Raw genomic sequence first — 25905 nt, 5'->3', positions numbered from 1 at the left:
CTGTGCCGCCAGGCGCCGCATCGGTCCCGCCCCAGCCATCGCTCAACGCTGCATCGACTCCCACACCTTATAGAGACGCTTCACCGACACCGGCATCGGCGTCCGCAACTCCTGCGCGAACAGCGAAATCCGCAATTCTTCGAGCAGCCAGCGGAATTCCGACAAGCGCGGATCCAGCACACCGCCGCGTTGTGCAAGCGCACGCTGGTAGTTCTGCAACAGCGGATGGAATTCGGCGAACTGCCGTGCGTCGCGCGCGGAGTCCGCCTTCAGCTTGTCGATGCGCAACGCAATGCCCTTCAGATAGCGCGGAAAGTGCGCCAACTGCGCGTACGGCGTATCGACCACAAAACGCTTGCCGATCAGCCCATCCAGCTGGTTCTGCATATCCGCATGCGCGGCCGCGAACGACTTCGCCTGCACCAGTTTCTTCGTCACGGTCGCGTACTCGGTCAGTATCTGGCCGACGAGCCGGGCGATTTCCTGAGCCAACAAAGTCAACCGGCTGCGGCCTTCGTCGCGGCGTGTATGGAAACTGACGTCATCGGCTGGCAGCGGGTCTTGCAGACACGCGCGATCAAGCGCGGTGTCGATCAGTTGATCGCGCAGTTCCTCCTGCGTGCCACGCGGCATGAGCTGCATCGCCATTTCGCGCAAACCCGGGAGATTTTTCTCCAGATACTTGATCGGCTCTTTCAGTTGCAACGCGAACAAACGCCGCAGCCCTGCACGATGAATGCGCGCGGCTTCGTCGGGTGAATCGAACACTTCGACGTCACAGTGCGTGCCGCGATCCACCAACGCCGGATAACCGAACAAGGTCTGCCCGCCACGGCGAATTTCCAGCAACTCGGGGAGCTTGCCAAAATTCCACGTCGTCAGCTTTTCGTACAACGCGGTGCCCGCTGCGCCGTCTTGCGACGCAGTTTGCGGACTTGACGCAGCAGTGCCTTTGCCTCGCGAAGCCCCACCACTTACCGCACCGGCTGCTCCGCCCGCTTGCGCGCCAACAGCCACGCCGCCACCGCCTCCGGCATCCGCCAACGCCACCCCAGCCGCACCCGACGCAATCTTCTGGAAGTGCTGCTGCGCCTGGCCGCCAAGTTCAGCACGCAGTTGCGACATATTCCGGCCCATCGCAAGCTGCCGCCCGTGCTCGTCGACGACCTTGAAGTTCATGAACAGATGCGGCGTCAGCGTCTCGAGCTTGAAGTCCGATTGCTTCATCGCGACCTGAGTCTGCTCGCGAACGTCGGCGATCAGCGTTTCGAGCAAACCGCCCGCTCCGAAGCGCGGACCACTATGCCGTTCGACGAAACCCGCAGCGAACTCAGGCAGCGGCACGCAATGGCGCCGCAGCTTCTGCGGTAACGATTTCAGCAGAAGTTGCGTCTTCTCTTTCAGCATGCCGGGCACGAGCCATTCGCAGCGCCGCGCATCGACCTGATTCAGCGCATACAGCGGCACGGCGAGCGTCACACCGTCGCGCGGCGAACCGGGCTCGAAGTGATACGTGAGCGCCATCTCGACGCCCGCCGTCGTCATCCGCTTCGGGAACAGATCGGTCGTGACGCCGGCAGCTTCGTGCCGCATCAGATCGTCGCGCGACAGGTACAGCAGACGCAGCTTATCTTCCGGCTGACCGCTCTTCTTCACCTCGTCGCGATACCAGCGCTCGAACGACGCGCCCGTATAGATGCCTTTCGGCAGCGCCTGATCGTAGAAGCCGAAAATCAGCTCGTCGTCGACCAGCACGTCCTGGCGACGCGACTTGTGTTCGAGCTGCTCGATATCGGCGAGCAGCTTGCGGTTGTGCGCGAAGAACGCGAGCTTCGTATCGAACTCGCCTTCCACCAACGCACCGCGAATGAACAGCTCGCGCGCCCTCGCCGGATCCTGTTTGCCAAAGCTCACGCGCCGCCGGTGGTAAATCGGCAGACCGTACAGCACCGCGCGCTCGAACGCCGACACCTGTGCCGCGCGCTTTTCCCAATGCGGCTCGGACAACGATTTCTTCAGCAAATGCTCGCCGATCTTTTCGATCCATTCCGGCTCGATCTTCGCGATGCAGCGTGCGTACAGACGGCTCGTCTCGACCAGTTCCGAGGCCATCACCCACTTACCGGCCTTCTTCACCAGCGCCGAGCCCGGCCAGAGATAGAACTTGATGCTGCGCGCGCCGAGGAAATACGGCTCGTCGTCGGCTTTCAGACCGATGTTGCCGAGCAGGCCGGTCAGCAACGCGAGGTGAATCTGCTCGAAAGTCGCTTCGGCCTCGTTCAGCCGCCAGCCGTGCTCGCGCACCACGGTCAGCAATTGCGAGTGCACGTCGCGCCATTCACGCAGGCGCAGTTGCGACAGGAAGTTCTTGCGGCACTCGTCCTGCAATTGCCGGTTCGACTTCTTGTGCGCGATCGCTTCTTCGAACCAGTTCCAGATCTTCAGCCACTGCAGGAACTCGGAACGCTCGTCGGCAAACCTGCGATGCGCCTGATCAGCTTGCTCCTGCGCCTCGATCGGCCGGTCACGCGGGTCCTGCACCGACAAGGCGCTCGCGATGATCAGCACTTCCTTCAACGCCTGCTGATCGCGTGCGGCGAGAATCATCCGGCCGACGCGCGGGTCGAGCGGCAAGCGCGCGAGTTCGCGGCCGAGCGGCGTGAGCTGGTTGTCGTCGTCGACGGCGCCCAATTCGTTGAGCAGTTGATAGCCGTCGGCGATCGCGCGGCCCGGCGGCGGTTCGATGAACGGGAAGGTTTCGATCGCCGTCAGATGCAGCGACTTCATCCGCAAAATCACCGACGCCAGCGACGAACGCAAAATCTCCGGGTCGGTGAAACGCACGCGGCCCTGATAGTCGCCTTCCTCGTACAGACGAATACAGATGCCATCCGCGACGCGGCCGCAACGCCCTGCCCGCTGATTCGCGGCGGCCTGCGAGATCGACTCGACCTGCAACTGCTCGACCTTGTTGCGATACGAGTAGCGCTTCACACGCGCGAGTCCCGTATCGACCACATAGCGAATGCCGGGCACTGTCAGCGAAGTTTCGGCGACGTTAGTGGCCAGAACGATGCGACGCGCGTTCGAGGTGCGGAACACGCGTTCCTGCTCGGCGGCGGACAAACGCGCGAACAGCGGCAGAATTTCCGTGTGCGGTGGATGATGCTTGCGCAGCGCTTCGGCGGCATCGCGAATCTCGCGCTCGCCGGGCAGGAACACCAGCACGTCGCCGGGACCCTCGCGGCACAGTTCGTCGACCGCATCGACGATCGCTTCCATTAGATCGCGATCTGTTTCGCGCTGGGTCTTCGGCCTGTCACGCGATTCGCGCGACGACGACGACGAACCTTCCGCCGCCTTCACCGCCGGGCTGTCCTCTGCGACCGGCCGATAGCGCACCTCGACCGGATACAAACGCCCGCTCACTTCGATCACCGGCGCGGGCTTGTCGTCGCGGCCGAAATGGCGCGCGAAGCGGTCCGCGTCGATCGTCGCCGAGGTCACGATCAGCTTCAGATCGGGCCGCTTGACGAGGATTTCCTTCAGATAGCCGAGCAGAAAATCGATGTTCAGGCTGCGCTCGTGCGCTTCGTCGATGATCAGCGTGTCGTAGGCTTTGAGCAGCGGATCGGTCTGCGTTTCGGCGAGCAGAATACCGTCGGTCATCAACTTGACCGACGCCCCCGGCGACAGATTGTCGGTAAACCGCACCTTGTAGCCGACCACTTCGCCAAACGGCGTGCCGAGTTCTTCGGCGATACGGCGGCCCGTTGCCGATGCCGCAATCCGGCGCGGCTGCGTGTGACCGATCAGACCGGAACCACCGGCGCCGAGGCCGCGCCCGAGTTCGAGGCAGATTTTCGGTAGCTGTGTTGTCTTACCCGAACCGGTCTCACCGCAGACGATCACCACCTGATTCTGCGCGATGGCCCGCGCGATCTCCTCGCGGCGGCCGGAAACCGGCAGCGCTTCTGGGAAAGTAATCGGCGGAATCGGATTCGGTTCGACGACGCGCTGAACGCGCGGCGGACGGGGTTCGCGACGGGGCTGGCCGTTTTGAGCATCGCCTGCTTGCGGCGATTTTTGCGCGGGCGCACCGCTTTGCTGATTGGCACGCCCATCGCCACGCTTCGGCTGATTTGGAGCCCGCGTGTTTTCGGACTGCGCGCGCCGTTCATCGCCCTGCTGCTGGCGTTGGCCGCGAGGCGCGTTCTGCGCGCGTCCATCGTCGCGGCGCGCGGGCTTCTCCACGCCGCCGGAAGTCGGCTGACTGCGCGCAGCGTCGCCCTGTGGGGTGTGCTTCCGCCCTTCATGCGCAGCTTTCGGCGCCTGCGCGCCCGCCTCGCGGCGCGCCTCGCGCGGCGGATTATTTTTCTGTGCGGACACGCGCGCGTCATCCGCAGAGCGCAGGGACTCACGCGCGCCGGGTGGCGTGTTGCGGTTAGCGTCCTGCGCATCGCGGCGGCGGGCGTCGCCGGGCTTCGCCCGATCGGCGGCCGGCGTCACATTCTCGTTCGCCGTAGCGGGACTTTTGGGTACATTCGACATGGGGGCGCATTATAATCCCCGGCATGAATTCCCAAACCGACCTCGTCCCCGCGCCCGCGAGCGTTCCGGCCCCCGCCGGAGCAACGGAAGACCTCGCACAGCACGCGCAATTCGTCGACTGGATGCGCTCAGTCGCCCCTTACATCCATGCGTTCCGTAACAAGACGTTCGTCGTCGGTTTCGGCGGCGAGGTGGTGCATCAGGGGCTCCTGAATGCGCTCGTGTCCGACATCGCGCTGCTGCAGGCCATGGGCATCCAGATCGTGCTGGTGCATGGCTCGCGACCGCAGGTCGAAGAGCAGATGAGCCTGCACGGCGTGGAATCCGAGTTTTCGCACGGCATGCGCATTACCGATGCACGCGCGTTGGAGTCCGCGAAAGAAGCGGCCGGCGAAGTGCGTCTGGATATCGAGGCGGCGATCAGCCAGGGCTTGCCGAACACGCCGATGGCGCACGCGCACATCAGCGTGGTGTCGGGCAACTTCGTGACGGCGCGCCCGGTCGGCATTCTGGACGGCGTCGATTTCGCCCACACGGGCGTAGTGCGCAAGATCGACGCGGATTCGATCCGCCATTCGCTCGCGAGCCGCAAGCTGGTGCTGCTCTCGCCGCTCGGCTTCTCGCCCACCGGCGAGGCATTCAATCTGTCGATGGAAGACGTCGCCTCGGCGGCGGCGATCGCCCTGCGCGCCGACAAGATCGTGTTCCTGACCGAGACCCCGGGCCTGATGGAGACCGGCGAAGACGGACCGGTGCTGGTTCGCGAACTGTCGCTCGACGACGCCTACAAGCTGCATGAAAGCGGCGAGGTCACCGGCGACGCGGGCTTCTATCTGAAACATTCGATCCGCGCCTGCCGCGGCGGCGTGGCGCGGGCACACATCATCCCCTACGCGCTCGACGGCAGCCTGCTGCTCGAACTGTTCCTGCACGATGGCGTGGGCACGATGATCTCGTACGAGAACCTCGAAAGCCTGCGCGAAGCCACGCCGGACGACGTCGGCGGCATTCTCTCGCTGATCGAGCCGCTCGAATCCGACGGCACGCTGGTGCGGCGCGGCCGCCACCAGATCGAACGCGACATCGACCATTTCTCGGTGATCGAGCACGATGGCGTGCTGTTCGGCTGTGCGGCGCTGTATCCGTACCCGCAGGAGCGCATCGGCGAAATGGCCTGCCTCACGGTCGCGCCTGAAGCGCAAGGCACCGGCGACGGCGAGCGCCTGCTCAAACGCATCGAACAACGCGCCCGGGCACGCGGCCTCACGCGGATTTTCGTGCTCACTACGCGTACCGAACACTGGTTCCTCAAGCGCGGCTTCGTCAAGGTCACGGTCGACGACCTGCCGGAAGACCGCCGCCGACTCTATAACTGGCAGCGCAAGTCGCTCGTGCTGATGAAACAGCTCTGAGCGTCCCCATATAAAGCGACTGCCCGCCCCACATCGATATAGGAGAAGCACAGCATGACTCGTACGGTTCAATGCGCGAAGCTCGGCAAGGAAGCCGAAGGCCTCGATTTCCCGCCGCTGCCGGGCGAACTTGGCAAGCGGATCTACGAAAGCATTTCGAAGGAAGCCTGGCAGGCCTGGTTGAAGCAGCAAACCATGCTGATCAACGAAAACCGCCTGAACATGGCCGATCCGCGCGCACGCCAGTATCTGATGAAGCAGACCGAAAAGTTCTTCTTTGGCGAAGGCGCGGATACGGCGCAGGGCTACGTGCCGCCGGCAGCCGAGTAAGCGCTTTTCTGAGCTACAAGCCAGAATTGGCGACCAGCCTGACAAAAAATCCGCGCCGCGAGCGCGGATTTTTTTCGCCTGTCTGGCCGCGAATTTCGTCGCGCATTTCGCCACTTTCAAGCCTTGGAAAAATTCACTAACCGGACCATTTCCGGCCACTTTTAAGCCTCTTTTCCATACCGCCACAATCCGCCGAATCCCCCGCCACGCAAGGGATTGAGCGCCCTCCCCGGGCTGTCGGCCGAATCCCAGGTTTGCACGATCGTCCGTCATCGTGCTATCATGTGCACCGTTCCAACAGCAATTTACCTTCATTCACATTCAGTTCACACTTGGCATGCAGTGCGTACCAAGGGCCGGATTGAATAGTTTTTATACAAGAAGGCTTGTCGGTCGTTTCCCCGCTTGAGCTCGCACTATGAGCGGCGATCCAGCACCGGCCTTTTTCGTTTCGAGCCTTTCAGCGGCGCATGGGCCAGCTTTCAGCCACCCCAGCGTCCTCATGCATCTGCCCCCCTTCCACGGCCACGCAGATGCAACAGTCAGCACAATCTAGACGAGTGTTTTTTCGCGAATGATTCGCGAGGCACGGGCGTTCTGTTTTCTTTTTTCACGCCCCCTTCTATCGCCTTCGGGCGAGAGAGACGCCATCGCTCTGCTCGCGAAACTGCACTTCCCCAGCACCCGTGGCGGAACGTTCATGCGCGTTTTCATGAGTTTCGTCGCAGTCATTGGAGTTTTCACCTTGACCGCTTCCAGCAACGGCTTCTGGCGACATCACAAAGAAGAACAACGCCTCTCACTCGACGACATCACCGTCGTCGACAAATCTCTCCTCAAGCGGGCCGTCGGCGCCATGGCGCTCGGCAACGCAATGGAATGGTTCGATTTCGGGGTGTACAGCTATATCGCTGTCACGCTCGGCAAAGTGTTCTTCCCGTCGTCGAGCCCGTCCGCCCAGTTGATCGCCACTTTCGGCACGTTCGCCGCGGCGTTCCTCGTGCGGCCGGTCGGCGGCATGGTGTTCGGGCCGCTGGGCGACCGCATCGGCCGTCAGCGGGTGCTGGCCATGACCATGATCATGATGGCGCTCGGCACCTTCGCGATCGGCCTGATTCCGAGCTACGCGACGATCGGCATTTTGGCTCCCGCGTTGTTGCTGGTTGCGCGCCTCGTGCAAGGCTTCTCGACGGGGGGTGAATACGGCGGCGCCGCGACCTTCATCGCCGAATTCTCGACGGACAAGCGCCGCGGCTTCATGGGCAGCTTCCTCGAATTCGGCACGCTGATCGGCTATGTGCTCGGCGCCGGTACGGTTGCGGTTCTGACGGCAACGCTCTCGAACGAGGCGCTGCTCTCGTGGGGCTGGCGTGTGCCGTTCCTGATCGCGGGTCCGCTGGGTCTGGTGGGTCTCTACATCCGGATGAAGCTCGAAGAAACGCCCGCGTTCAAGAAGCAGGCCGAGCAACGCGAAGCCGAAGACAAGGCGCTCCCGAAGCAATCGTTCCGCGAGCTGCTGATGCAGCAATGGAAGCCGCTTCTGCTGTGCGTTGGCCTCGTGCTGATCTTCAACGTCACCGATTACATGGCGCTCTCGTATCTGCCGAGCTATCTGTCGGCTACGCTGCACTTCAACGAAACGCACGGTCTCTTCCTCGTGCTGCTCGTGATGGTGCTGATGATGCCGATGACGCTGGCAGCCGGCCACCTGTCCGACACGATCGGCCGCAAGCCGGTGATGCTGTTCGGTTGCGTGGGTCTGTTCGTGCTCTCGATTCCCGCGCTGCTGCTGATTCGCATGGGCACGGTGCTGCCGGTGTTCGGCGGGCTGATGATTCTCGGCGTGCTGCTGTCGTGCTTTACCGGTGTGATGCCGTCGGCGCTGCCGGCGCTGTTCCCGACCAAGATCCGCTACGGCGCGCTCGCGATCGGCTTCAACATTTCGGTGTCGCTGTTCGGTGGGACGACGCCGCTCGTAACGGCATGGCTCGTCGACAGCACCGGCAATCTGATGATGCCCGCGTACTACCTGATGGGCGCGTCGCTGATCGGTATCGTGTCGGTATTCGCGCTGCGTGAAACGGCTCGCAAGCCCTTGCTCGGCTCCGGTCCGTGTGTTGCAACGCGTGCCGAAGCGCATGCGGTGCTGCGCGGCGAGCGTGAGGCGGCGGAAATGGATGAAGGTTACGCGTCTGCGGCTACGGCGCGTGCCTGATCCTGGGTTGCGCAGTAGCAACGGGCCGGCAGACATTCTGCCGGCCCGTTTTTTTATGTCACGAGAGAATCGAAGGTTGCGCTTGCGCGCGCACCTTCAACGATCAGCATGCCGGCGGAAATCGGCAACTTGAAACGCCTTGGCCCTGCGCTGCCTGGATTGACGTACAGCACGCCGTCGCGCTCGCTGATCGCGGGCTTGTGCGAGTGCCCCGTCACGACCACGTCGATGCCTTCGCTGCGCGGATCGTCGCCCACATCGGCAATGTCATGCACGACGAGGATCGTCACTTGTTGGACGGTCAGCTTGACGTGCGTCGGTAGCGAGGCAACCGGGTCGTCGATATCGTTATTGCCGCGCACGGCCGTGACCGGCGCGATCTGTGCGAGCGCATCGAGCACTGCCTGATTGCAGATATCGCCCGCGTGGATGATCGCATCGCACCCTGCGAGGTACTGCAGGGCTTCAGGACGCACGAGGTTATGCGTGTCGGAGATCAGGCCGATTCGAGTGACGATGGAGCCTTGGGTGCGCGAAGTCATGATGTCAGTATCGGCCAAACGGCCTCAATCCGCTGACTGCTGTTCAGCAAGCTCACGCGTCACAACCTGCGCCGGCCGCTTTGCGCGAAGCAATCGCCTGGTCGCCCCTTGCACCACCATCGACACCACCGCCGCGCACGCAAAACTGACCCACACACCGTAGTGCGGCAACATCGTCGCGGTCACGGCGAAGAACGCCGCGAACGAGCCGCGGCCGATCACCATGCCGCGCATCAACAACGCAACGAAATCCGAGCCATGCGCGCGCTGGGCCGACACCGCAAGCACGATGCCGAGCAAAGGAAACACCGACAGCAACCCGCTCCACGTCGCGCCCATCGACGCGGACAGCGTCGTCACCGCCAACGTCAGCAACGCGCCAGCGAGCATGCGCAGTGCAAGATCGCCGAGCCCGAGACGCGTCGCCGGCACATGGCCCGTGACGCGCGGCAAGCCGCTTTGCGAAATGGCGACAGCCACGCAACTCGCGGCCACCGCCCACGTCAGTCCACCCGGCAAATGCGTGAGTAACATCGCCACGCCAACCCATCCGAGCATGCCGGCCACAAGCGCTAGCGGCCATGCTGAACGCCGACACGTCCACGCATACGCAAAATTGAACGCCTCGGAGGCGGCAATCGCCGCAATCGATGCCGCCGACGCCAGCGCTGCGAACGCCGGCCCACGCTCCAGCGCGAGCAACAACACGATCGGGCCGGACACCACCGGCAGCCCCGCCAGCCATCCCGCCACCGACGGCCCCCACACACGGCCCGCCACAGTCAGCGCGGCGAGAAACGCGGGCACCAGCGTGAGTTTGAGCGCAAGCAACATGCTTACGCTTCCATCAGGTGTTCGATACGGCGATCGGGAATGAGCCACCACGCCGCGGCGAGCGTGTAGAGCGCGGCCGAGAGCCACGGCTGAACAAATGCCAGCGCCATGCCCACCAGATAGATGACGACCGACACCTTGCCCTTGAAGTCGTTGCCGACCGCCTTAGCGAGCGTCGACTCCGTGCCGTGCTCGCGGATCAGCACGCGAGTCAGAATGAAATACGCAATCGCCGACATGAACAGCACGGCGCCGTACATCGCGGTCGGCCAGGCGGCGAGATGGTTTTCGCCGACCCAATGCGTGACGGCCGGCAGCAGCGACAGCCAGAACAACAGATGGAGATTGGCCCAGAGCACCGCGCCGTTGACCTTCTGCACGGTATGGAACAGGTGGTGGTGATTGTTCCAGTAGATGCCGACGTAAATGAAACTCAGCACGTAGGCGCAGAACACGGGGATCACGGGGCGCAGCGCGGCGAGATCGAAGCCGTCCGGCACCTTCAATTCGAGCACCATGATCGTGATGATGATGGCGATCACGCCATCGCTGAAGGCTTCGACGCGTCCCTTGCCCATCGGTCGGTTTCCTGATTGTGTAGTCGCTACGCCGCCGATTATCGGTGATGACAACCGGACTTGTCGAATGCGGCCGGCGGCGCATGCGCGCCTCACCTGATCAGCGCGCCCCGCTCGTCCAACAACTGACGAAGAATGCTGCGATGGCAGCGGTTTTCGTCCTCGCAATAGCAGCCAACAGAAAAGTTGGTCGTTTTCGACAAGGCGGCAAGCAGGTCCAACACCTTGCTGGCATCGCCGCCATTCATCTCCGCGCGGAATTTCTTCGCGAACGCGGCCCAGTCGCGGTCGCTCGTCACCGCCTTTGCTTCTTTGACCAGCTCCGCGTCAGGCGAGAGATTGGGCAGCCACACGTCGTAATAGTCGCGGGTGGCGAATTCAGCCTTGGGTACACCGCGCGGCGGCCGCCGAACGGTACCGATACGCAGTCCTTCGTCGGCCGCTCTCGGAGACCCAAGCTGAACGATGCTGATGCTCATGTTGTTTTCCTGATCCGTGGTGGACTCGCGACCTTCTCCCGTCGGGTCGATCAACGCCGCTCGTCAGTGATTCTGCGATGCGATGCCTGCAATGCAGGCTCAGCGTCTCAAGCCCTTCATGGCCTCGATTTCCATCGCGGCGTTGCGCTCTTCGCTCGCCTCGATCGGATCCATCGCCTCGTCGATCGAGGCCGCTGCACGTTCCGCGGCGGCTTTCGTTTCGTCGAAGTCGGGATCGAATTCTGCGTCGTCATCGCCCGGCGGTTCCAGCATGTCGCGAAGCATGGACGCCAGTTCCGGCGTGTCCCACGCCGCGCCCTGCTGCTTCTGCTTTTTTATGTAGTGTCTGACTTCCGCGTCCTGTTCTGGGGTCAACGGAAGACCGCGAAACGTGCTTTTGGGGTCAGCATCATTCATGATCTCGCTCCAGGATACGTGCCAGTTCGAGTTTAATCCCGTTATGGCGACGTGATCTCAGCTATCGGTCACTGGCAAGCGCCAGGGTAGTACACCGCCAGCCACACGCTCGGCTCCGTGTCGCTGGTCCATGCCACCCGATGCCGGCAATGTGCGTCGATCAGCACGTGGTCGCCGGGTTTCATCGGATGCAGTTCAGGCTCACCTTCGAATTCCAGCGCCGCCGCGCCGCTCAGCAGCACGACCCACTCTGCGCGCGGACTGTCGTACCAGAAGTCCGGCGGGCTTGCGTGCCCTCGGGAGACGATCCGTTCGATGGTCATGCCGGCCTGTTCCACGAGCGCGTCGATCTGTTCGTCAGCGCCCGCTGGCGCGCCGGGATCGAAGAGGTTGCCGCTCTTGATCATGCGTTTCATCGCTTGTGCTCCGGCTATGCTCACTACCTGAGTTCGCTACACGTTTTCGCCGAGCACGCTCGCTCCCAACTCACCAGCGGTGCGCCGCTCATGTCATCGGCTTGAGGCCATCGAGCAAGGTCGGCACCAGTTCGCTGATGGTCGGATGAATGTGCATGGCGTACTGCAAGGTCGGATACGGCGCGCCGGCCGTCATGATGTCGATGAACGTGTGCAGCGCTTCGTCGCCTTCAATGCCATGGATCGCCGCGCCAAGAATCTGCTTGCTTTGCGGGTCGACCAGCACCTTCATGAAACCATCCGTCTCGCCGCGTTCGCGCGCGCGGCCCACCCGCGTCATCGGCATGGTGGCGATCAGCGCCTCGCGGCCGGCTTTGCGCACGTCGGTCTCCGACAGTCCGACGCGCGCGAGCGGCGGGTCGACGAACACCGCATACGTCATGATCCGCGTATCGACGCTGCGCGCGCCTCCGTCGAGCAGATTGGCGGCGACGATCTGGAAATCATCGTAGGAAGTGTGGGTAAAGGCGCCGCGTCCGTTGATGTCGCCGATCGCCCAGATGCCCGGCACGTTGGTGCGCAACTGGCCGTCGACGGGAATCATGCCGTGCTTGTCCGTCGCGATGCCGGCCACGTCGAGGCCGAGGTCGTCGGTATTCGGTTCACGGCCGGTGGCGAATAACAGGTGCGAGGCTTCGAGCGCGGGAACGTTCTGCTCAAAGCCGATGCACACCTCGTTCTCGTGATGTGGATGCGGTTCGACCCGCGCAGGCTGCACGCCAAAGACAAACTCGATCCCTTCACGCGTCAGCACCTTCTGCACGGAGTTGGCGAAGTCGGCATCTTCGCGCGTCAGCACGCGCTCGCCGCGCACCAGCACCGTCACCCGGCTGCCGAAGCGGCGAAAAATCTGCGCAAATTCGAGCGCGATATAGCTGCCGCCGACAATCGCCAGATGGTCCGGCAATTCCGTCAGTTCGAGCAGGTTCGAGTTGGTGTAGTAGCGAACGCGCTCAAGCCCTTTGAGCGGCGGCACGACGGCGCGCGTACCGGTATTGATGAAGATTTCGTCGGCGCTGAGTTCGTCGCGCACCGAGCCGTCCGGGCCGCTGATGGCAAGCGTATGCGCGCCGGTGAAGCGCGCGTGGCCGGTGAAGACGGTGACGTTATCCGCGCCGCGCAGCCATTTCTCGACGCCATCGCGCGATTGGCCAATGATCTTGTCCTTACGCGCCTTGACCGCTGCCAGATCGACGCTGACCGCCCCACTCACCTGCACGCCCAGGTCCGCGGCGTGGCGTGCTACGTGGGCCGCGCGGGCGCTAGCTACATACGACTTGGTGGGTGTGCAGCCGACATTCACGCAAGTCCCGCCGAAAGCCGCGCGTTCGATCACCGCGGTTTTGCGGCCGCTTTGACCGAGACGGACAGCGAGCGGCGCCCCGCCTTGTCCCGTACCGATCACGACTGCGTCGAAGTGCTGTGGCATGGCAGATCTCCCGAGGCTGGGGTGCTGGTCGTAGCATCTTACCCTCAGCGCCTCGCGTTGCCGCTATCGCTCCTTCTGTTTGCTTCTCGTTGTTTCTGTCACGCGCGGTGGCGTTCGCGCGCCGGCCGCAGATCTGTTTTCGCGCCGCCAATGGGCCGGCGCGGCCAATTGCTGCAAATTGCGCCCGCTTAGGTTCAGGCGTGGCAATGCACGGCGCAGATCAACTCGCGCGAGCGTTGCAGCGCGGCCTGCGCGCCGCGAGCGGCCACAACCCAGCCGACCTGGCCGAGGTTGAAATCCTGCGAGACCATTACCTGCATGAGCGCGACCATCGGCAGAATCACCGCGGGTCGATAAAGCTGGTTCTGAATTAAGGCTGGCATAACGGCTCCCATCGCGCTGGGCCGTTCTGGCACGACGCGGAATATACATTCGATGGGAGGATTTTAGGGAGACCGGGGCCGCGGATAAATACCGGGAACGCGAAGGCACTTGTTTGGGAATCTGAACAATCGAATCTGTATCCCCAAGGCAGTGAGCAATGAGGTCCGATAGCTGAATTAGCCCCTCGGGCGAAGTGGGTTTGCGGCGCCTACAGCCGTGTCCCGAGACGTCAGGGCAGCTATGAAGCGCTGGCCAGCCCCACCTGCGCGTCATGCAGGCTACGCGCATAAGCGCTCGCCCCCACAGGCCTGCTATAAAAATAGCCCTGCTGCTTGTCGCAAGCGATCCCGCGCAAAAACGCCGCCTGCTCGGCGGTTTCCACACCTTCCGCCGTGACATTCATGCCGAGCGAATGGGCCATTGCCACGACCGCCTGCGTGATCGCGATCGAATCGCGATGATCCGGCAAGCCCGCGACGAAGGAACGGTCGATCTTCAGGTTATGCAGCGGAAACCGCTTCAGATACGACAGCGACGAATAACCGGTGCCAAAATCGTCGACGGAAATCCGCACGCCCATCGCGCTCAACGCGGTGAGCATCGGCAGGACGGCGTCGCTGTCGCTCATCAACAGCCGCTCGGTAATCTCCAGCTCCAGTGCCGCCGGCTCGAGCCCGGACTCCTCGAGACAGCGCTCGATGCGCTCTACCAGCCCGCCTTTGAACTGGCGCGGCGACAGATTCACCGCGACGATCAGATCCGGCGCCAGCGTGCGCCGCCATTGCGCGACCTGCTCGCAGGCCCGCGCCAGCACCCAGGAACCGATCTCGACGATCAGGCCAGCGTCTTCGGCCACGGGAATGAATTCGACCGGCGAGACGTTGCCCAGCTCGCTGTTGTACCAGCGCAGCAGCGCCTCGGCGCCGATCGTGCGGCCGCACTGGCTGTCGACGATCGGTTGATACACGAGGCTCAGTTCATCCGTGGCGAGCGCGCGCCGCAACGCCTGCTCGATCATAAAGCGGCGTTGCAGATGCCGATTCAGCTCGGCGGTGAAGAACTGAAAATTGTTGCGGCCGCATTGTTTCGCGTGATACATCGCCGAGTCGGCGTTGCGCATCAACGTGGGCACGTCCTGGCCGTCCTCGGGAAACAGACTGATGCCGATCGATGCCCCCATGTAGTACTCGTTGTCCGCCACCGCGAACGGTACCGCGATCGTATCGAGAATACGCTGGGCAAGCGCGATCAGCCGACCCGTGTTTTCGTAAGCGCTGACCACGATTACGAATTCGTCGCCGCCCACGCGCGCGAGCGTATCGTCGCGCGCGACACACGCCGACAGCCGCTCCGCCACGCTGCACAGAAGCGCATCACCGGCCTCGTGACCGGCGGTGTCGTTGACCTTCTTGAAACCGTCCAGATCGACAAACAGCACGGCGACCCGCGCCAGCTCGCCCATGCCTGCCACATCACCCGGCGTGAACAGATCGCGCATCCGCTCGGCCAGGTAAGCGCGGTTGTAAAGGCCTGTGAGCGGATCACGGGTGGCCAGAAACTTGAGCTGCCGTTGTGCCTCGCGCACCGGCCCGATGTCGGTGAACGAGATCAGCACGGAGCTGGGTTCGCTGTCGCCCGGTTTGATGATCGGCACGACATTCTCAGTAATCCAGACGACATCGCCGTCCGTCAGTTCCAGACCGATCGTGATGCCGAGCCTGGATTTGCCGGTCTCCAGCACCTGACTGGTGGGACGATCGGCGTCGGTGACGATTGAACCGTCCTCGTGATATGCACGCACCATCACCGTCTGAATGTCGCGGCCGACCAGGTCGGCGCTCGCCCGCAGAATGCGTTGCGCACTCGGATTGCAGGCCAGCACCACGCCTTCGCGCGACTGCACGATGATGCCTTCGTTGAGATGGTTCACGACCAGCCGGTGATGCTCCTCGCTGTGCGCGAGGCGTTGCGCCATCGCGTCCTGATGAACAGCGAGACCGACACTGTGGCTGATGTCGTGGAGCATCGCCGCTTCTTCGGGGGTCGGCCGGCGCGACGTGCGGTGATAGACCGCGAACGCACCCAGCACCGCGCCGGCATCGTTTTCAAACGGCACCGACCAGCACGCGCGCAAACCGAGCGGCAACGCGAGGTGCCGGAAATCGGCCCACAGCGGATCGGTTTCGATATCTTCGACGGCGACCATGCGCCGCTCGTACATCGCGGTGCCGCAGGACCCGGCTCGCGGGCCGATCGGGACACCGTCGATCGCGGCGCTGAAGTCCGCCGGCAGAGAAGGCGCGCCGCCCACGCGCGCGCGTACGCCGTCCGCGTCCAGTAGAAGGATCGAACAGGTCGCACCATCGCCTAGCAGCGCTTCCGCGCGGCGGCATACTTCGTCGAGCAATTCCGGCAGCGGTGTGTTGCGCGTAATCAGCCGCAACACCGTACGCTCCGACGCCAACACCCCCTCGGCCCGGTCCGGCCCGTAGCGGGTGCCCTCAGGCGTTGCTCCCATCGTGCTATCTGATGTCGCTTCGCGTGTCATATGTGCGCCCCCTAACCCCACATCGGCAAGTTAGTGTAAGCGGCACACCGGGGTTTACGCGAGGCTAGCGCACTTTAATTACGATGCATAGCGTGCTAAGCGTGTGACCGGCTAGTCGGTCAGCCAATGAAGCGACTGCCCCGTTAACACGGCGAGCACGGTGAAGCCGGCGATCGCGGCCATTGTCAGCGCCAGCCCTGCCAGATGCGCGGCCAGCGCCACGCGGATATCGAGCGGCGCTAACCGCACGGGTTGAGCGGGGGCCGCCGGAACCGCTGCCGGACCGGTCTCAGCCGCTCTGCCGTTGGACGCCCCGCTAGCGCTCACTTCAGGCTCGCGACGCCGGGCCGCGCGAGGTGCAGCACCTCGTAGACCGTGCGCCCCGCCGTGGCAACCGGCGGCGACGACGACAGCGTGAAACGGATCAGCTTCCAGTTGGCGACATCGAGTGCGGAGACCACGGCGACCGTGTCGTCCTGCTCCGCGATGCGACGGTTCTGCTCGATCAGTGCGGCGCGCAACTCGGCGCGGTTGTCCTGCTCGCCGATCAGCTGTTCCTCGCGATACAACGCGAGCGCCCGTTGCGCCGGCCCCTTGCGGGCATCAAGCGGCAACCAGCTTTCGACGTCGGGACGGCCAAAGTCGTCGATCACGTTCTGAAAGCGTGAACCCATGAAAAAGTCGGCGGTCTGCTCAGCATCGAGCCACAGATACACCGCGGAATACACGTTCGCGGTAGCGCCGTAGCGGCCCCGTTCGCGGACGACGAAAGCCTTGAATCCCAGCCCCTCGGTCGCGTCCCACAGCGGGCCGCGCCGCGTCGCGCGCTCGCGGATGACCCCCATGTCATAGGTGGACGGCAGACGGTGCGAATACTGTTTGGCAAGCATGGCGAACTCCTTGTGGTTTCGACTGAAGGTGAGCTTGCGCCGGCGCAATCATTACATCAAGATATGGTGATTTATATCTGCGATAAAGTTTCGATATGAACACCCTCGCCCGTCCTCTCGATCTGGATGCGATCCAGGCCTTCGTGCTGGTCGCGGATCTCGGCAGCTTCACGCGCGCCGCCGAAGTCATGGATACGTCACAAGCCGCGATGAGCCTCAAGCTCAAACGGCTCGAAGCGCGTCTGGGTTACCGCCTGCTGGAGCGCACCCCGCGCGCGGTGAGACTCTCGCCGCGGGGTGACGCTTTCATCGGCGCCGCCCGGCAATTGCTGCTCGCTCATGAACGAGCGCTGGCAGAGACCGCCGACGCGCCGGAGCGCCGGCTCAAGCTCGGCATCAGCGACCACGTGGCAGGGCCGAATCTGCCGGCGCTGCTGGGGCGGCTCGCGGCTTACGATCCGCTCCTCGTCATCGAAGTGCGCATTGCCGCGTCACGCGACGTCCTTGCATGGTTCGAGCGCGGTGAAGTCGACGCGGCGATCGGCCGTCGCGAAGGCGATCGCCGTGATGGGCAACTGCTGGCTGAGGAACGGCTCGGCTGGTTCGCGGCGCCTGGCTGGCAGCATCGCGAGGGGCAGCCGCTGAAGCTGGCGACGCTCGCCGCGCCATGCGGGATTCGCGCGATTGCCACGGACGCGCTCGATGCGGCCGGGATTGCGTGGACCGAGGTGTTCGTTGGTGGCGGCGTGATGGCTGTCGGCGCTGCCGTTAGCGCAGGGCTCGCCGTGGCCGCGCTGGCGCAGCGCGTGGCGCCGGCGGGAGCGGTGGAGGTCGGCGAACAACTCGGCTTGCCGACGCTGCCGAATTCGAAAGTGGTACTGCATACACGGCTGAGCGACCCACGCTCGCAGGAAACCTTGCGAGCGGTCAGCTCGGCGTTTATGAACGCAGCCTACTGAAGGGAATGGGTGGACCGGACGGACTGGTCCACCTTGCCTCAGTTGTTTCCGCTTCCGGGCGGCCGATCACCGCCCCGTTGAGACCCACCTTGAGGGCGGTTATTCCCACCGCCTTGCTGACCTCCCTGTGGACGGCCGCCTGCATTGCCCGGCTGCTGCCCGCCTGCCGGGCGTCCGCCTGCATTGCCCTGCTGCCCGCCCGGTGGACGTCCGCCTGCATTGCCCGGTTGCTGGCCGCCCGGTGGGCGTCCACCTCCATTGCCCTGCTGCCCGCCCGGTGGGCGTCCGCCCCCATTGCCCTGCTGGCCACCCGGTGGACGTCCGCCCCCATTGCCCTGCTGGCCACCCGGTGGACGTCCGCCTGCGTTATCCGGTGGCCGACCGCCTGGCGGCCGACCACCCGCGCTTCCGGGCGGCGGACCTCCGGGCGGACGCCAACCTGGTGGCCGTCCTGCACCTGGTCTCGGGGGTGGTGGCGGTGAATGATGCGCCCAGCGCGATTGCTGCCCGTACCACGGCCGGCCCCGATAATAATTGCCCCAGTAGGTGCCGATCGAGAACGTCACGATCGGCAAGCCGATCACCGTGCCGTAGCTCATCACCGGCACATTGCTGCCCTGATAGGGATAGCTGAGTCGCGCTGCGTAGACCCAACCGCGCAGATTCTCAGCCGCGACGTCACACCATTGGTAGTTGCTGATGCAACCCATCACGCTTACCGGGACACCGCCCGGCAATTGCGTCACGACCGGGTAATCCGAAGCCGGCCCGGCGCGCACGTTGACCGTGCCATTCGTATAAGCCTGCGACTGCGCGGACGCCACTGCTGGCAGCGCCAGCAAGCTGAACGCCGCATACATGCATCGAACGAGGTGTTGTTTCATTTTTTCTCCCGTTTTTACGTCCCGTACTTATCCACATCTGCAATGCGCATGCCTGAAACCAGCCGGCAAATGCTTATGGAATTGCCCTAGCCGTTCCAGTGCGCCCCGAGCAAAGCAAGATTTGGTAATCACCCACCCGAACTCATGCTGTTTTCGGGCCTCTGTAGTCCGACGACTCGGCCGATCATCCATTGCATGAAAAACCCATGCACTGCCGGGAGCACCATGAAAATTTTCCGCCCAATCTTTGTCGCCGCATTGATGCTCACGTATCTGCCCGCTCACGCTACCAGTTTCGACTGCACGAGGGGACGCTCGCTCACCGAACGGATGATCTGCAACGACCCTGCGCTCTCGAAGCTCGATGACACGCTTGGGCAACTGTACTGGAAAGCGCGGCGACGGGTCGTCAACCGTCGCGCGTTCCTCACGGACAGCGACAGCAAGTGGGCGTGGCGGGAAGCGAATTGCCGCGATGCGGCGTGTCTGGGGACGTGGTACGAGACCCGGATCGAGGAACTGCAACGGCTAATCGAAAGCATCCAAACGGGAAACCCGGATGGGCCGACTGAACCGAACACTCAGCGTAAGGTGGTGATGCCTGCGCTACAGCAAACCGAAACCGCGATGCTTCGATGCACCGCGGCAGATCCGGGAATCGTCGTGAATGACCAGTGCTCCACTGTGATCAAGGAGAACAACGGTAAGTGGAAATATCAGCCGCACGGCGGCGACTGGTTCTGCGGACTGGCGATGCTCGCGCCAGCGGACGTGCAATAGCACTACCTGCCGCTCCAGAACTTCCGCTGAACTTCCAGCACCTCAGTCTCCACTTCGGCCACCGGCCCGATCACCTCGACGGGCTTCTGGCAGTGATCGAACACATACCGGCAATCCACGCTCATGGTCGGATTCTCGGCATGATCGCCGGTCGCCTCCAGCAGGCGCTTCTCGGTCATGCCAAACACGACGCGGCCGATATTGGCCCAGTACATCGTGCCGGCACACATGCAGCAAGGCTCAACCGACGTGTACAGCGTACAACTCCACAAGTACTCCGGCGTGAAGTTCAACGCCGCCACGCGCGCCAGCACCGACTCGGCGTGATTCACCGTATCGACATTGCCCTGCTCCATCAACACGGTCTCCTGATCCGGGCCGACCAGCACCGCGCCGAACGGATGGTGCCCCAGCAGCGTCGCCCGTTCGGCTACCCGGCTCGAATGTCGCAGATGCCGCACGACCTGCTCGTGCGTCGGCGTTAAACCCTGCGGCGGATAGGCCGGCGCCACTCCAGCGGCGCCGGCGTCGGTCGGGACGGTAAGACTCACGGGCGATCTCCTTTAATCTTTTAATAATAGTTAGGCAAACCAATCAATGCATTACTTCGGCAGCGAACCGTCGACGCCTTGCACGAACCAGTTCAAACGCAGCAACTCCGCATCGCTCAACGACTTACCCGCGGCGACTTTCACCGTGCCGGACTGATCCGCGATCGGACCGGCAAACGGATTGAACTTGCCGGAGATGATGTCGTCACGCTTCTGGCTCAACGCCTTTTGCGCAGTCGGCGACACCGCATTCGTGTTGATGTTGGCCAGATCGATCGCCTTCTCTTTCAGCCCCCACCACACGGGCGAGTTGTTCCACGAACCCGCCATCACCTGCTGCACCAGATGCGTGTAGTACACGCCCCAGTTGCTCACGCATGCGCCCAACTGCGCGTTCGGCCCGAACTTCTTCATGTCGGAGTCCCAGCCGAATGCATGCACTTTCTTCTGCTCGGCAGTCTGCATCGTCGCCGTCGAATCGGTGTTCTGGATCAGCACGTCGGCGCCCTGGCCGATCAGTGTCTCGGCGGCCTGCTTTTCGAGGCCCGGGTCGAACCAGCTATTGATCCACACGACCTTTACGCGCGCATTCGGGTTGACCGAGCGCGCACCCATCGTGAACGCGTTGATGTTGCGCACCACCTCCGGCACCGGTACCGAGCCGACAAAGCCGAGCGTGTTGGACTTCGTCGTATAACCGGCGACCAGTCCGGCCAGATATGCGCTCTGGTAAGTCCGCACGTCATAGGTGGCGAAGTTGGCGGCCTTCTTGTAGCCGGTCGCATGTTCGAATACGGCGTCAGGGAAGTCCTTGGCGACCTTTAGTTCGAAATCCTGGAAGCCGAAGCTCGAGCCGACCACGATCTTGTTGCCCTTCGCCGCCAGATCGCGAAACACGCGTTCCGAATCCGCCGACTCCGGCACGTTCTCAACGCGCGTCACCTTGATCTTGTCGCCGAATTTCGCCTCGACCTCTTTCACGCCCTGTTCGTGCGCGTAGGTCCAGCCGGCGTCGCCCGGATTGCCGAGGTAGACGAAGGCGATGCCGAGCGGCTGCGCAGTCGCAGCGGCTGCCGCCCCGGCGCCGAGCGCGAGGGACGCGCCGAACGCTGCAGCAAGAACAGTGCGAACGGTTTTGATGCGCAATGAGTGATGCAGCACTCGCGCCAGCTTTGCTTTCATGAATTCTCCGAAGATGGTTTCCAGGTGCCTGCCACAGTGCCCGGGACTGTCCCGGGCAAGGCTCCAGCATAGGGGGCCATATTCGAAGGTCAATTTCCTCGGAAAAATTATTTCCCGTTATCCCGCCCATAACGGAATCTGTATTTTGGTGGCCGGAAAACTCAGTGAACGCGTGGTGGCGGGTCAGCCTCGTCATCGTCTGGCGAGCCGTCCTCACCGAACAAATCCGCGCACAAGTCCTGGCCGATCTCGCTCAGGCGCGCCGTTCCCGTGCCTTCCTCGTTGAACGTGGTGTCCACCAGGCCGCCGTCGACCAACGCCGTCAGTTGCCGTCGCAAGCCGCTCATCGGCACGTCCGCCTGTTTGGACAGCTTGGCGAGCGACCACGCGCCGCCTGGCGTTTCCAGATGCGCGCGCCACAACTGCGCCAGCACGGCGACCAGTACCGGATCGAGTTCATCGTCTTCCATCGTGAATGTCTCCTCGCTTTTCTGAAGGCCGATCAGGCCATCTGCGCCACCAGTTCTCCCAGCGTCTTCAATGCCGCCTCGGTCTGCGCCGTCCACGGATAGCTGTAATTGAGCCGCATGAAGTGGCGAAAATCGTCGCGCATCGAAAACATCATGCCTGGCCCGATCGTGATGCTGCGCGCGAGCGCCGCCTGATAGAGCCGCATCGAATCGACACGTTCGGGCAACTCCACCCACAGCACGTACCCGCCTTGCGGCGTCGACACGCGCGTGCCCGCCGGAAAAAACCGCTGCACCATCGCCATCATGATGCTCGCCTGTTGCCGGTAGACCTTGCGCACGTGCCGCAAATGCCGGTCGTAGCCGTCCTGTTTCAGGTAATCGGCGACGGCGACTTGCGGCACCGAAGGCGTGGTCAGCGTGTTGAGAAACTTCAGCTTCTCGACCTGCGCGCGGTAGCGCCCCGGCATCGCCCAGCCGATCCGGTACGACGCGGTGAGGCTCTTCGAAAACGACGCGCAATGCAGCACCAGTCCCTTGGTATCGTAGTTCTTCAAGGTCGACGGCCGCGCCTCGCCGAAGTACAACTCCTGATAGACATCGTTCTCGATGGCGGGAATGTCGTGCGCGGCGAGCAGTTCGACCAGTTGCCGCTTGCGCTCGTCCGGCATCTGGAAACCGAGCGGATTCTGGAAGTTCGGCATCACCATGCACGCCGCGATCTTCTGCCGTGCGATGACCTGGGCCAATGCCCCGATATCGATACCGTGGACCGGATGCGTCGCCACTTCGATGGCGCGCATGCCGAGACGCTCGATGGCATGCAGCATCGCGTAGTAAGTCGGCGACTCGACGGCGACCGTGTCGCCCGGCTTGGCGACCGCCTGCAAGCTGAGGTTGATCGCCTCCGTCGCGCCAAGCGTGATGATGATTTCATCCGGGTCGACCGGTACGCCATTCTCGGCATAGCGCCGCGCGATCTGCCGGATCAGCTCGGGATTGCCGGGCGGCAGGTCGTCGATCAGATTCCAGCTCGCGTGACGCCGGGCGATCGCATTCGCGTACTGGTTGATACGCCGCCACGGGAACAACGACGGATCGGGATACGGTGAGCCGAGCGGCACGGCGTCATGCGCACGGATGCTGCGCAGCGTCGACAACACGAGGCGGCTCACGTCGACCGCAGCGGCCACCGGCGGCGCCTGGGCGGCCGGCTGGCGGTTCAGGCGCGGTTCGTCGAGCGCGGTCGCTGTCGCCACCGCATCGCGCACGAAATAGCCCGACTGCGGCCGGGTTTCGACAATCCCCCGGCTTTCCAGCAACGCGTACGCATGCAGCACGGTCTTGATGCTGACGCCGTGCTGCTGACTCGCCTGCCGCACCGACGGAATCCGCTCGCCCGCCGCGAACACGCCGCGGCGCACGGCTTCGGTCATTTCGTCGGCGAGTTTTTCGTACAGTTTCAAGGACCTGGCTCGAACAAAAACATGGGCGGAACGCCAGTCTATGACAAATTCCCCACAACTGTATCCCTCTCCTTTCCGTTTTTCTGTATGCTGCGCCGTTTTTGGAACACAGTAGGCTCTCGTGCATCGGCATAAAAGCCTCGTCCAAGCCACACCCGGCGGCAGATCATGAAGAAACCCGAAGCTCGCATCGAACCGTATACCCACCCCGCCGCTGGCTGGGGCGCGCTCAAATACGTCGCCATCAACCTCCTGAAGGAAAAGGTGACGGGCGGCGATTACCGCATGCTGTTCAAACAGAACCAGCCGGACGGCTTCGACTGCCCGGGTTGCGCGTGGCCGGACCGCGAGCATGCGTCGACCTTCGAGTTCTGCGAAAACGGCGTCAAGGCGGTGGCGGCCGAAGCGACCAGCAAGCGCGTGACGCCGGCGTTCTTCGAGGAGCATACGGTTGAAGAACTGATGGCGCAGTCGGATTATGAGCTCGAACAACATGGCCGTCTGACCGACCCGCTCGTCTACGACGCCGTGCGCGACCGTTACGTGCCGATCGGCTGGGACGAAGCCTTCGACCTCATTGCCGACCACCTGAAGCGCCTCGACGATCCGGATAGCGCCGCCTTCTACACCTCAGGACGCGCCAGCAACGAAGCCGCGTTCCTGTACCAGTTGTTCGTGCGCATGTACGGCACCAACAATTTCCCCGATTGCTCGAACATGTGCCACGAAGCGACCAGCCGCGGCTTGCCGCACACGGTCGGCATCGGCAAGGGCACGGTCACGCTCGACGACTTCGAACACGCCGATACGCTGCTGATCTTCGGCCAGAATCCGGCAACCAACCATCCGCGCATGCTCGGCGAACTGCGTGAATGCGCGAAGCGCGGCGCGACCATTGTGTCGATCAATCCGCTGAAGGAACGTGGCCTCGAGCGCTTTGCGAGCCCGCAGCATCCGGTGGAAATGATCACGATGGGCAGCACGAAGATCAGCTCCGTGTTCATCCGCCCGAAGGTGGGCGGCGATTTCGCCTTGATCAAGGGCGTCGCCAAACGCGTGATCGAGCTCGACGACGAAGCGCTGGCCTCGGGTCTGGAACGCGTGCTCGACGTCGCGTTCATCGCCGAACACACGGTCGGCTTCGATACGTTTGCCGACGATTTGCGTGCCGAAAGCTGGGACACGATCGTCGCCGAATCAGGCGTGCCGTTCGAAGACGTGCTGAAGCTCGCCGACATCTACGTAAAGGGTCGTGCGGTGATTTCGACGTGGGGCATGGGCCTCACGCAGCACAAGAACTCCGTGCCGACGGTGCAGATCCTGTCGAACCTGATGATGATGCGCGGCAATATCGGCCGCCGCGGCGCGGGCTTGTGCCCGGTGCGCGGACACTCGAATGTGCAGGGCGACCGCACGGTCGGCATCGAAGAACGGCCGACTCAGGCGTTTCTCGATCGGCTCGGCGAAGTCTACGATTTCGAACCGCCGCGTGAGCATGGTCTCGACGTCGTCAACACGATCCAGGCGATGCTCGACGGCAAGGTGAAGGTGTTCATCGGCCTCGGCGGCAACTTCTCGATCGCGACGCCGGACACGCCGCGTACGTGGGAAGCGATGCGCTCGTGCGAGCTGACCGTGCACATCACGACCAAGCTGAACCGCAGTCACCTGATACATGGCCGCGACGCGCTGATTCTGCCGACGCTCGGACGCACCGAAATCGATCTGCAGAATGGCGTGGCGCAAGGCGTGAGCGTCGAGGATTCGATGAGCATGGTGCACATCTCGTATGGCATGAACAAGCCGGCCTCGGAGAATCTGCTGTCGGAGATTGCAATCGTCGCGCGCATGGCGCACGCCACGCTCGGCAGCAACAAAGTTGATTGGCTCGCTCAGGCCGCTGACTATGCATTGATTCGCGACGGCATTGCGCAGGTGATCGACGGCTTCCAGAACTACAACGAGCGCCTCAAGAACCCGGGCGGTTTTCACCTGGGCGTGGCGTCGCGCGAGCGGATCTGGAAAACGCCGAGCGGCAAGGCGCAGTTCCTTGTGCATGCGATCGACGTCGACACGCCGATTCATCAGGCGCGCGCCGAGCATGGCGAGCGTCTGATGACCTTGATGACGACGCGTTCACACGACCAGTACAACACGACGATCTACGGCCTCGACGACCGTTATCGCGGCGTGTATGGGCAGCGGCGCGTGCTGTTCGCCAACAAGGACGATCTCGCGATGCTAGGTTTCGTTGCGGGCCAGCGCGTGGATATCAAGAGCGTGTGGGCCGATGGAATCGAGCGTCACGCGGCTGGATTCCTGCTGGTGGAATACGACATTCCGCGTGGGTGTCTTGGCGCCTACTATCCGGAAACAAATCCGTTGGTGCCGCTCTCTTCGGTTGCCGACGGCGCGGGGACGCCGACTTCGAAGTCGATTCCAGTGCTGTTGACGGCGTCGGCGGTTGTTGAAGCGGTTGCTGCTTGATGCTCTTGATGCGGAGCTTCGGACGACCGCTCGTAGGCGTC

23 protein-coding genes are annotated in these 25905 nt (G+C 63.2%); 6 read left to right on the top strand and 17 right to left on the bottom strand.

The features are described 5' to 3' along the window. Positions 1–42 precede the first annotated feature (42 nt). Complete coding sequence (gene hrpA, locus M0D66_RS13625) at positions 43–4551, bottom strand: ATP-dependent RNA helicase HrpA (RefSeq protein ID WP_266210896.1); 4509 nt, start codon at positions 4549–4551, stop codon at positions 43–45. A 23-nt stretch (positions 4552–4574) separates the two neighbouring features. Here hrpA and argA point away from each other — a divergent pair, with 23 nt between their 5' ends. The 3 genes from argA to proP all read left to right on the top strand — a co-directional run bounded on the left by argA (position 4575) and on the right by proP (position 8508). Further along, positions 4575–5963, top strand: coding sequence for an amino-acid N-acetyltransferase (gene argA, locus M0D66_RS13620; RefSeq protein ID WP_054043361.1), 1389 nt, complete (start codon positions 4575–4577; stop codon positions 5961–5963). Between the two features lie 54 nt (positions 5964–6017). Continuing rightward, the gene (locus M0D66_RS13615) at positions 6018–6293 is read left to right on the top strand and encodes an oxidative damage protection protein (RefSeq protein ID WP_054043359.1); all 276 of its coding nucleotides are present in this window, start codon (positions 6018–6020) and stop codon (positions 6291–6293) included. Positions 6294–7005: 712 nt separating this feature from the next. Next, positions 7006–8508 carry a glycine betaine/L-proline transporter ProP gene (gene proP / locus M0D66_RS13610; protein ID WP_234487528.1) on the top strand — a complete coding sequence of 501 codons (1503 nt, stop codon included), beginning with the start codon at positions 7006–7008 and terminating at the stop codon, positions 8506–8508. A gap of 53 nt (positions 8509–8561) precedes the next feature. Here the strand turns inward: proP and M0D66_RS13605 are convergent, their stop codons facing one another. From M0D66_RS13605 to M0D66_RS13555, 11 genes are all read right to left on the bottom strand, one after another. After that, positions 8562–9050 carry a metallophosphoesterase family protein gene (locus tag M0D66_RS13605; protein WP_200650647.1) on the bottom strand — a complete coding sequence of 163 codons (489 nt, stop codon included), beginning with the start codon at positions 9048–9050 and terminating at the stop codon, positions 8562–8564. 24 nt (positions 9051–9074) lie between these two features. Next, positions 9075–9884 (bottom strand): hypothetical protein, encoded by an 810-nt coding sequence (locus M0D66_RS13600; protein WP_266210895.1) that lies wholly within the window; start codon positions 9882–9884, stop codon positions 9075–9077. A gap of 2 nt (positions 9885–9886) precedes the next feature. After that, positions 9887–10462 (bottom strand): TMEM175 family protein, encoded by a 576-nt coding sequence (locus tag M0D66_RS13595; protein WP_093633585.1) that lies wholly within the window; start codon positions 10460–10462, stop codon positions 9887–9889. A gap of 92 nt (positions 10463–10554) precedes the next feature. After that, a complete protein-coding gene (locus M0D66_RS13590) occupies positions 10555–10941 on the bottom strand; it encodes a DUF488 domain-containing protein (RefSeq protein ID WP_266210937.1) in 387 nt (128 codons plus the stop codon). Positions 10942–11040: 99 nt separating this feature from the next. Continuing rightward, the gene (locus M0D66_RS13585) at positions 11041–11358 is read right to left on the bottom strand and encodes a hypothetical protein (protein WP_266210894.1); all 318 of its coding nucleotides are present in this window, start codon (positions 11356–11358) and stop codon (positions 11041–11043) included. Between the two features lie 68 nt (positions 11359–11426). After that, positions 11427–11765: a cupin domain-containing protein gene (locus M0D66_RS13580; protein ID WP_266210936.1), complete on the bottom strand. Its 339-nt coding sequence runs from the start codon at positions 11763–11765 to the stop codon at positions 11427–11429. Between the two features lie 97 nt (positions 11766–11862). Next, positions 11863–13263 carry an FAD-containing oxidoreductase gene (locus tag M0D66_RS13575; RefSeq protein WP_256455284.1) on the bottom strand — a complete coding sequence of 467 codons (1401 nt, stop codon included), beginning with the start codon at positions 13261–13263 and terminating at the stop codon, positions 11863–11865. A 194-nt stretch (positions 13264–13457) separates the two neighbouring features. Continuing rightward, positions 13458–13646, bottom strand: a complete 189-nt coding sequence (locus M0D66_RS13570; protein ID WP_054043350.1) for a hypothetical protein — start codon at positions 13644–13646, stop codon at positions 13458–13460. A 239-nt stretch (positions 13647–13885) separates the two neighbouring features. Next, positions 13886–16195, bottom strand: a complete 2310-nt coding sequence (locus tag M0D66_RS13565; RefSeq protein WP_093633590.1) for a bifunctional diguanylate cyclase/phosphodiesterase — start codon at positions 16193–16195, stop codon at positions 13886–13888. Positions 16196–16306: 111 nt separating this feature from the next. Further along, positions 16307–16522 carry a hypothetical protein gene (locus M0D66_RS13560; protein WP_266210893.1) on the bottom strand — a complete coding sequence of 72 codons (216 nt, stop codon included), beginning with the start codon at positions 16520–16522 and terminating at the stop codon, positions 16307–16309. Next, entirely contained in the window at positions 16519–17085 is a 567-nt protein-coding gene (locus tag M0D66_RS13555; RefSeq protein ID WP_266210892.1) for a DUF4865 family protein, read from the bottom strand. The genes M0D66_RS13560 and M0D66_RS13555 overlap by 4 nt, the downstream gene beginning before the upstream one ends. A gap of 95 nt (positions 17086–17180) precedes the next feature. On the opposite strand from M0D66_RS13555, the gene M0D66_RS13550 reads away from it, so the two are divergent. Beyond that, positions 17181–18044, top strand: a complete 864-nt coding sequence (locus M0D66_RS13550; protein ID WP_200617794.1) for a LysR family transcriptional regulator — start codon at positions 17181–17183, stop codon at positions 18042–18044. A gap of 38 nt (positions 18045–18082) precedes the next feature. Here M0D66_RS13550 and M0D66_RS13545 read toward each other — a convergent pair whose 3' ends face one another. Then, on the bottom strand, positions 18083–18928 hold the full coding sequence (locus M0D66_RS13545) for an SH3 domain-containing protein (RefSeq protein WP_266210891.1): 846 nt from the start codon (positions 18926–18928) through the stop codon (positions 18083–18085). A 225-nt stretch (positions 18929–19153) separates the two neighbouring features. Between M0D66_RS13545 and M0D66_RS13540 the strand changes: the two genes are divergently transcribed. Next, positions 19154–19708, top strand: coding sequence for a lysozyme inhibitor LprI family protein (locus M0D66_RS13540; protein WP_211701113.1), 555 nt, complete (start codon positions 19154–19156; stop codon positions 19706–19708). 2 nt (positions 19709–19710) lie between these two features. Here the strand turns inward: M0D66_RS13540 and M0D66_RS13535 are convergent, their stop codons facing one another. The 4 genes from M0D66_RS13535 to M0D66_RS13520 form a co-directional block, all read right to left on the bottom strand. Beyond that, positions 19711–20259, bottom strand: coding sequence for a nucleoside deaminase (locus tag M0D66_RS13535; RefSeq protein WP_093633595.1), 549 nt, complete (start codon positions 20257–20259; stop codon positions 19711–19713). 51 nt (positions 20260–20310) lie between these two features. After that, complete coding sequence (locus M0D66_RS13530) at positions 20311–21441, bottom strand: BMP family ABC transporter substrate-binding protein (protein WP_266210890.1); 1131 nt, start codon at positions 21439–21441, stop codon at positions 20311–20313. A gap of 161 nt (positions 21442–21602) precedes the next feature. Beyond that, entirely contained in the window at positions 21603–21911 is a 309-nt protein-coding gene (locus M0D66_RS13525) for a helix-turn-helix domain-containing protein (protein WP_266210889.1), read from the bottom strand. A 32-nt stretch (positions 21912–21943) separates the two neighbouring features. Next, a complete protein-coding gene (locus M0D66_RS13520; protein WP_266210888.1) occupies positions 21944–23377 on the bottom strand; it encodes a PLP-dependent aminotransferase family protein in 1434 nt (477 codons plus the stop codon). Between the two features lie 168 nt (positions 23378–23545). Here M0D66_RS13520 and M0D66_RS13515 point away from each other — a divergent pair, with 168 nt between their 5' ends. Then, positions 23546–25864, top strand: coding sequence for an FdhF/YdeP family oxidoreductase (locus tag M0D66_RS13515; protein WP_200617787.1), 2319 nt, complete (start codon positions 23546–23548; stop codon positions 25862–25864). Positions 25865–25905 lie beyond the last annotated feature (41 nt).

The sequence above is a fragment of the Paraburkholderia sp. SECH2 genome (assembly GCF_030464795.1).
Taxonomy (GTDB): domain Bacteria; phylum Pseudomonadota; class Gammaproteobacteria; order Burkholderiales; family Burkholderiaceae; genus Paraburkholderia; species Paraburkholderia aspalathi.
The sequence above is the reverse complement of the archived record's forward strand: the minus strand, read 5'-3'. Positions and strand labels throughout refer to the sequence as shown.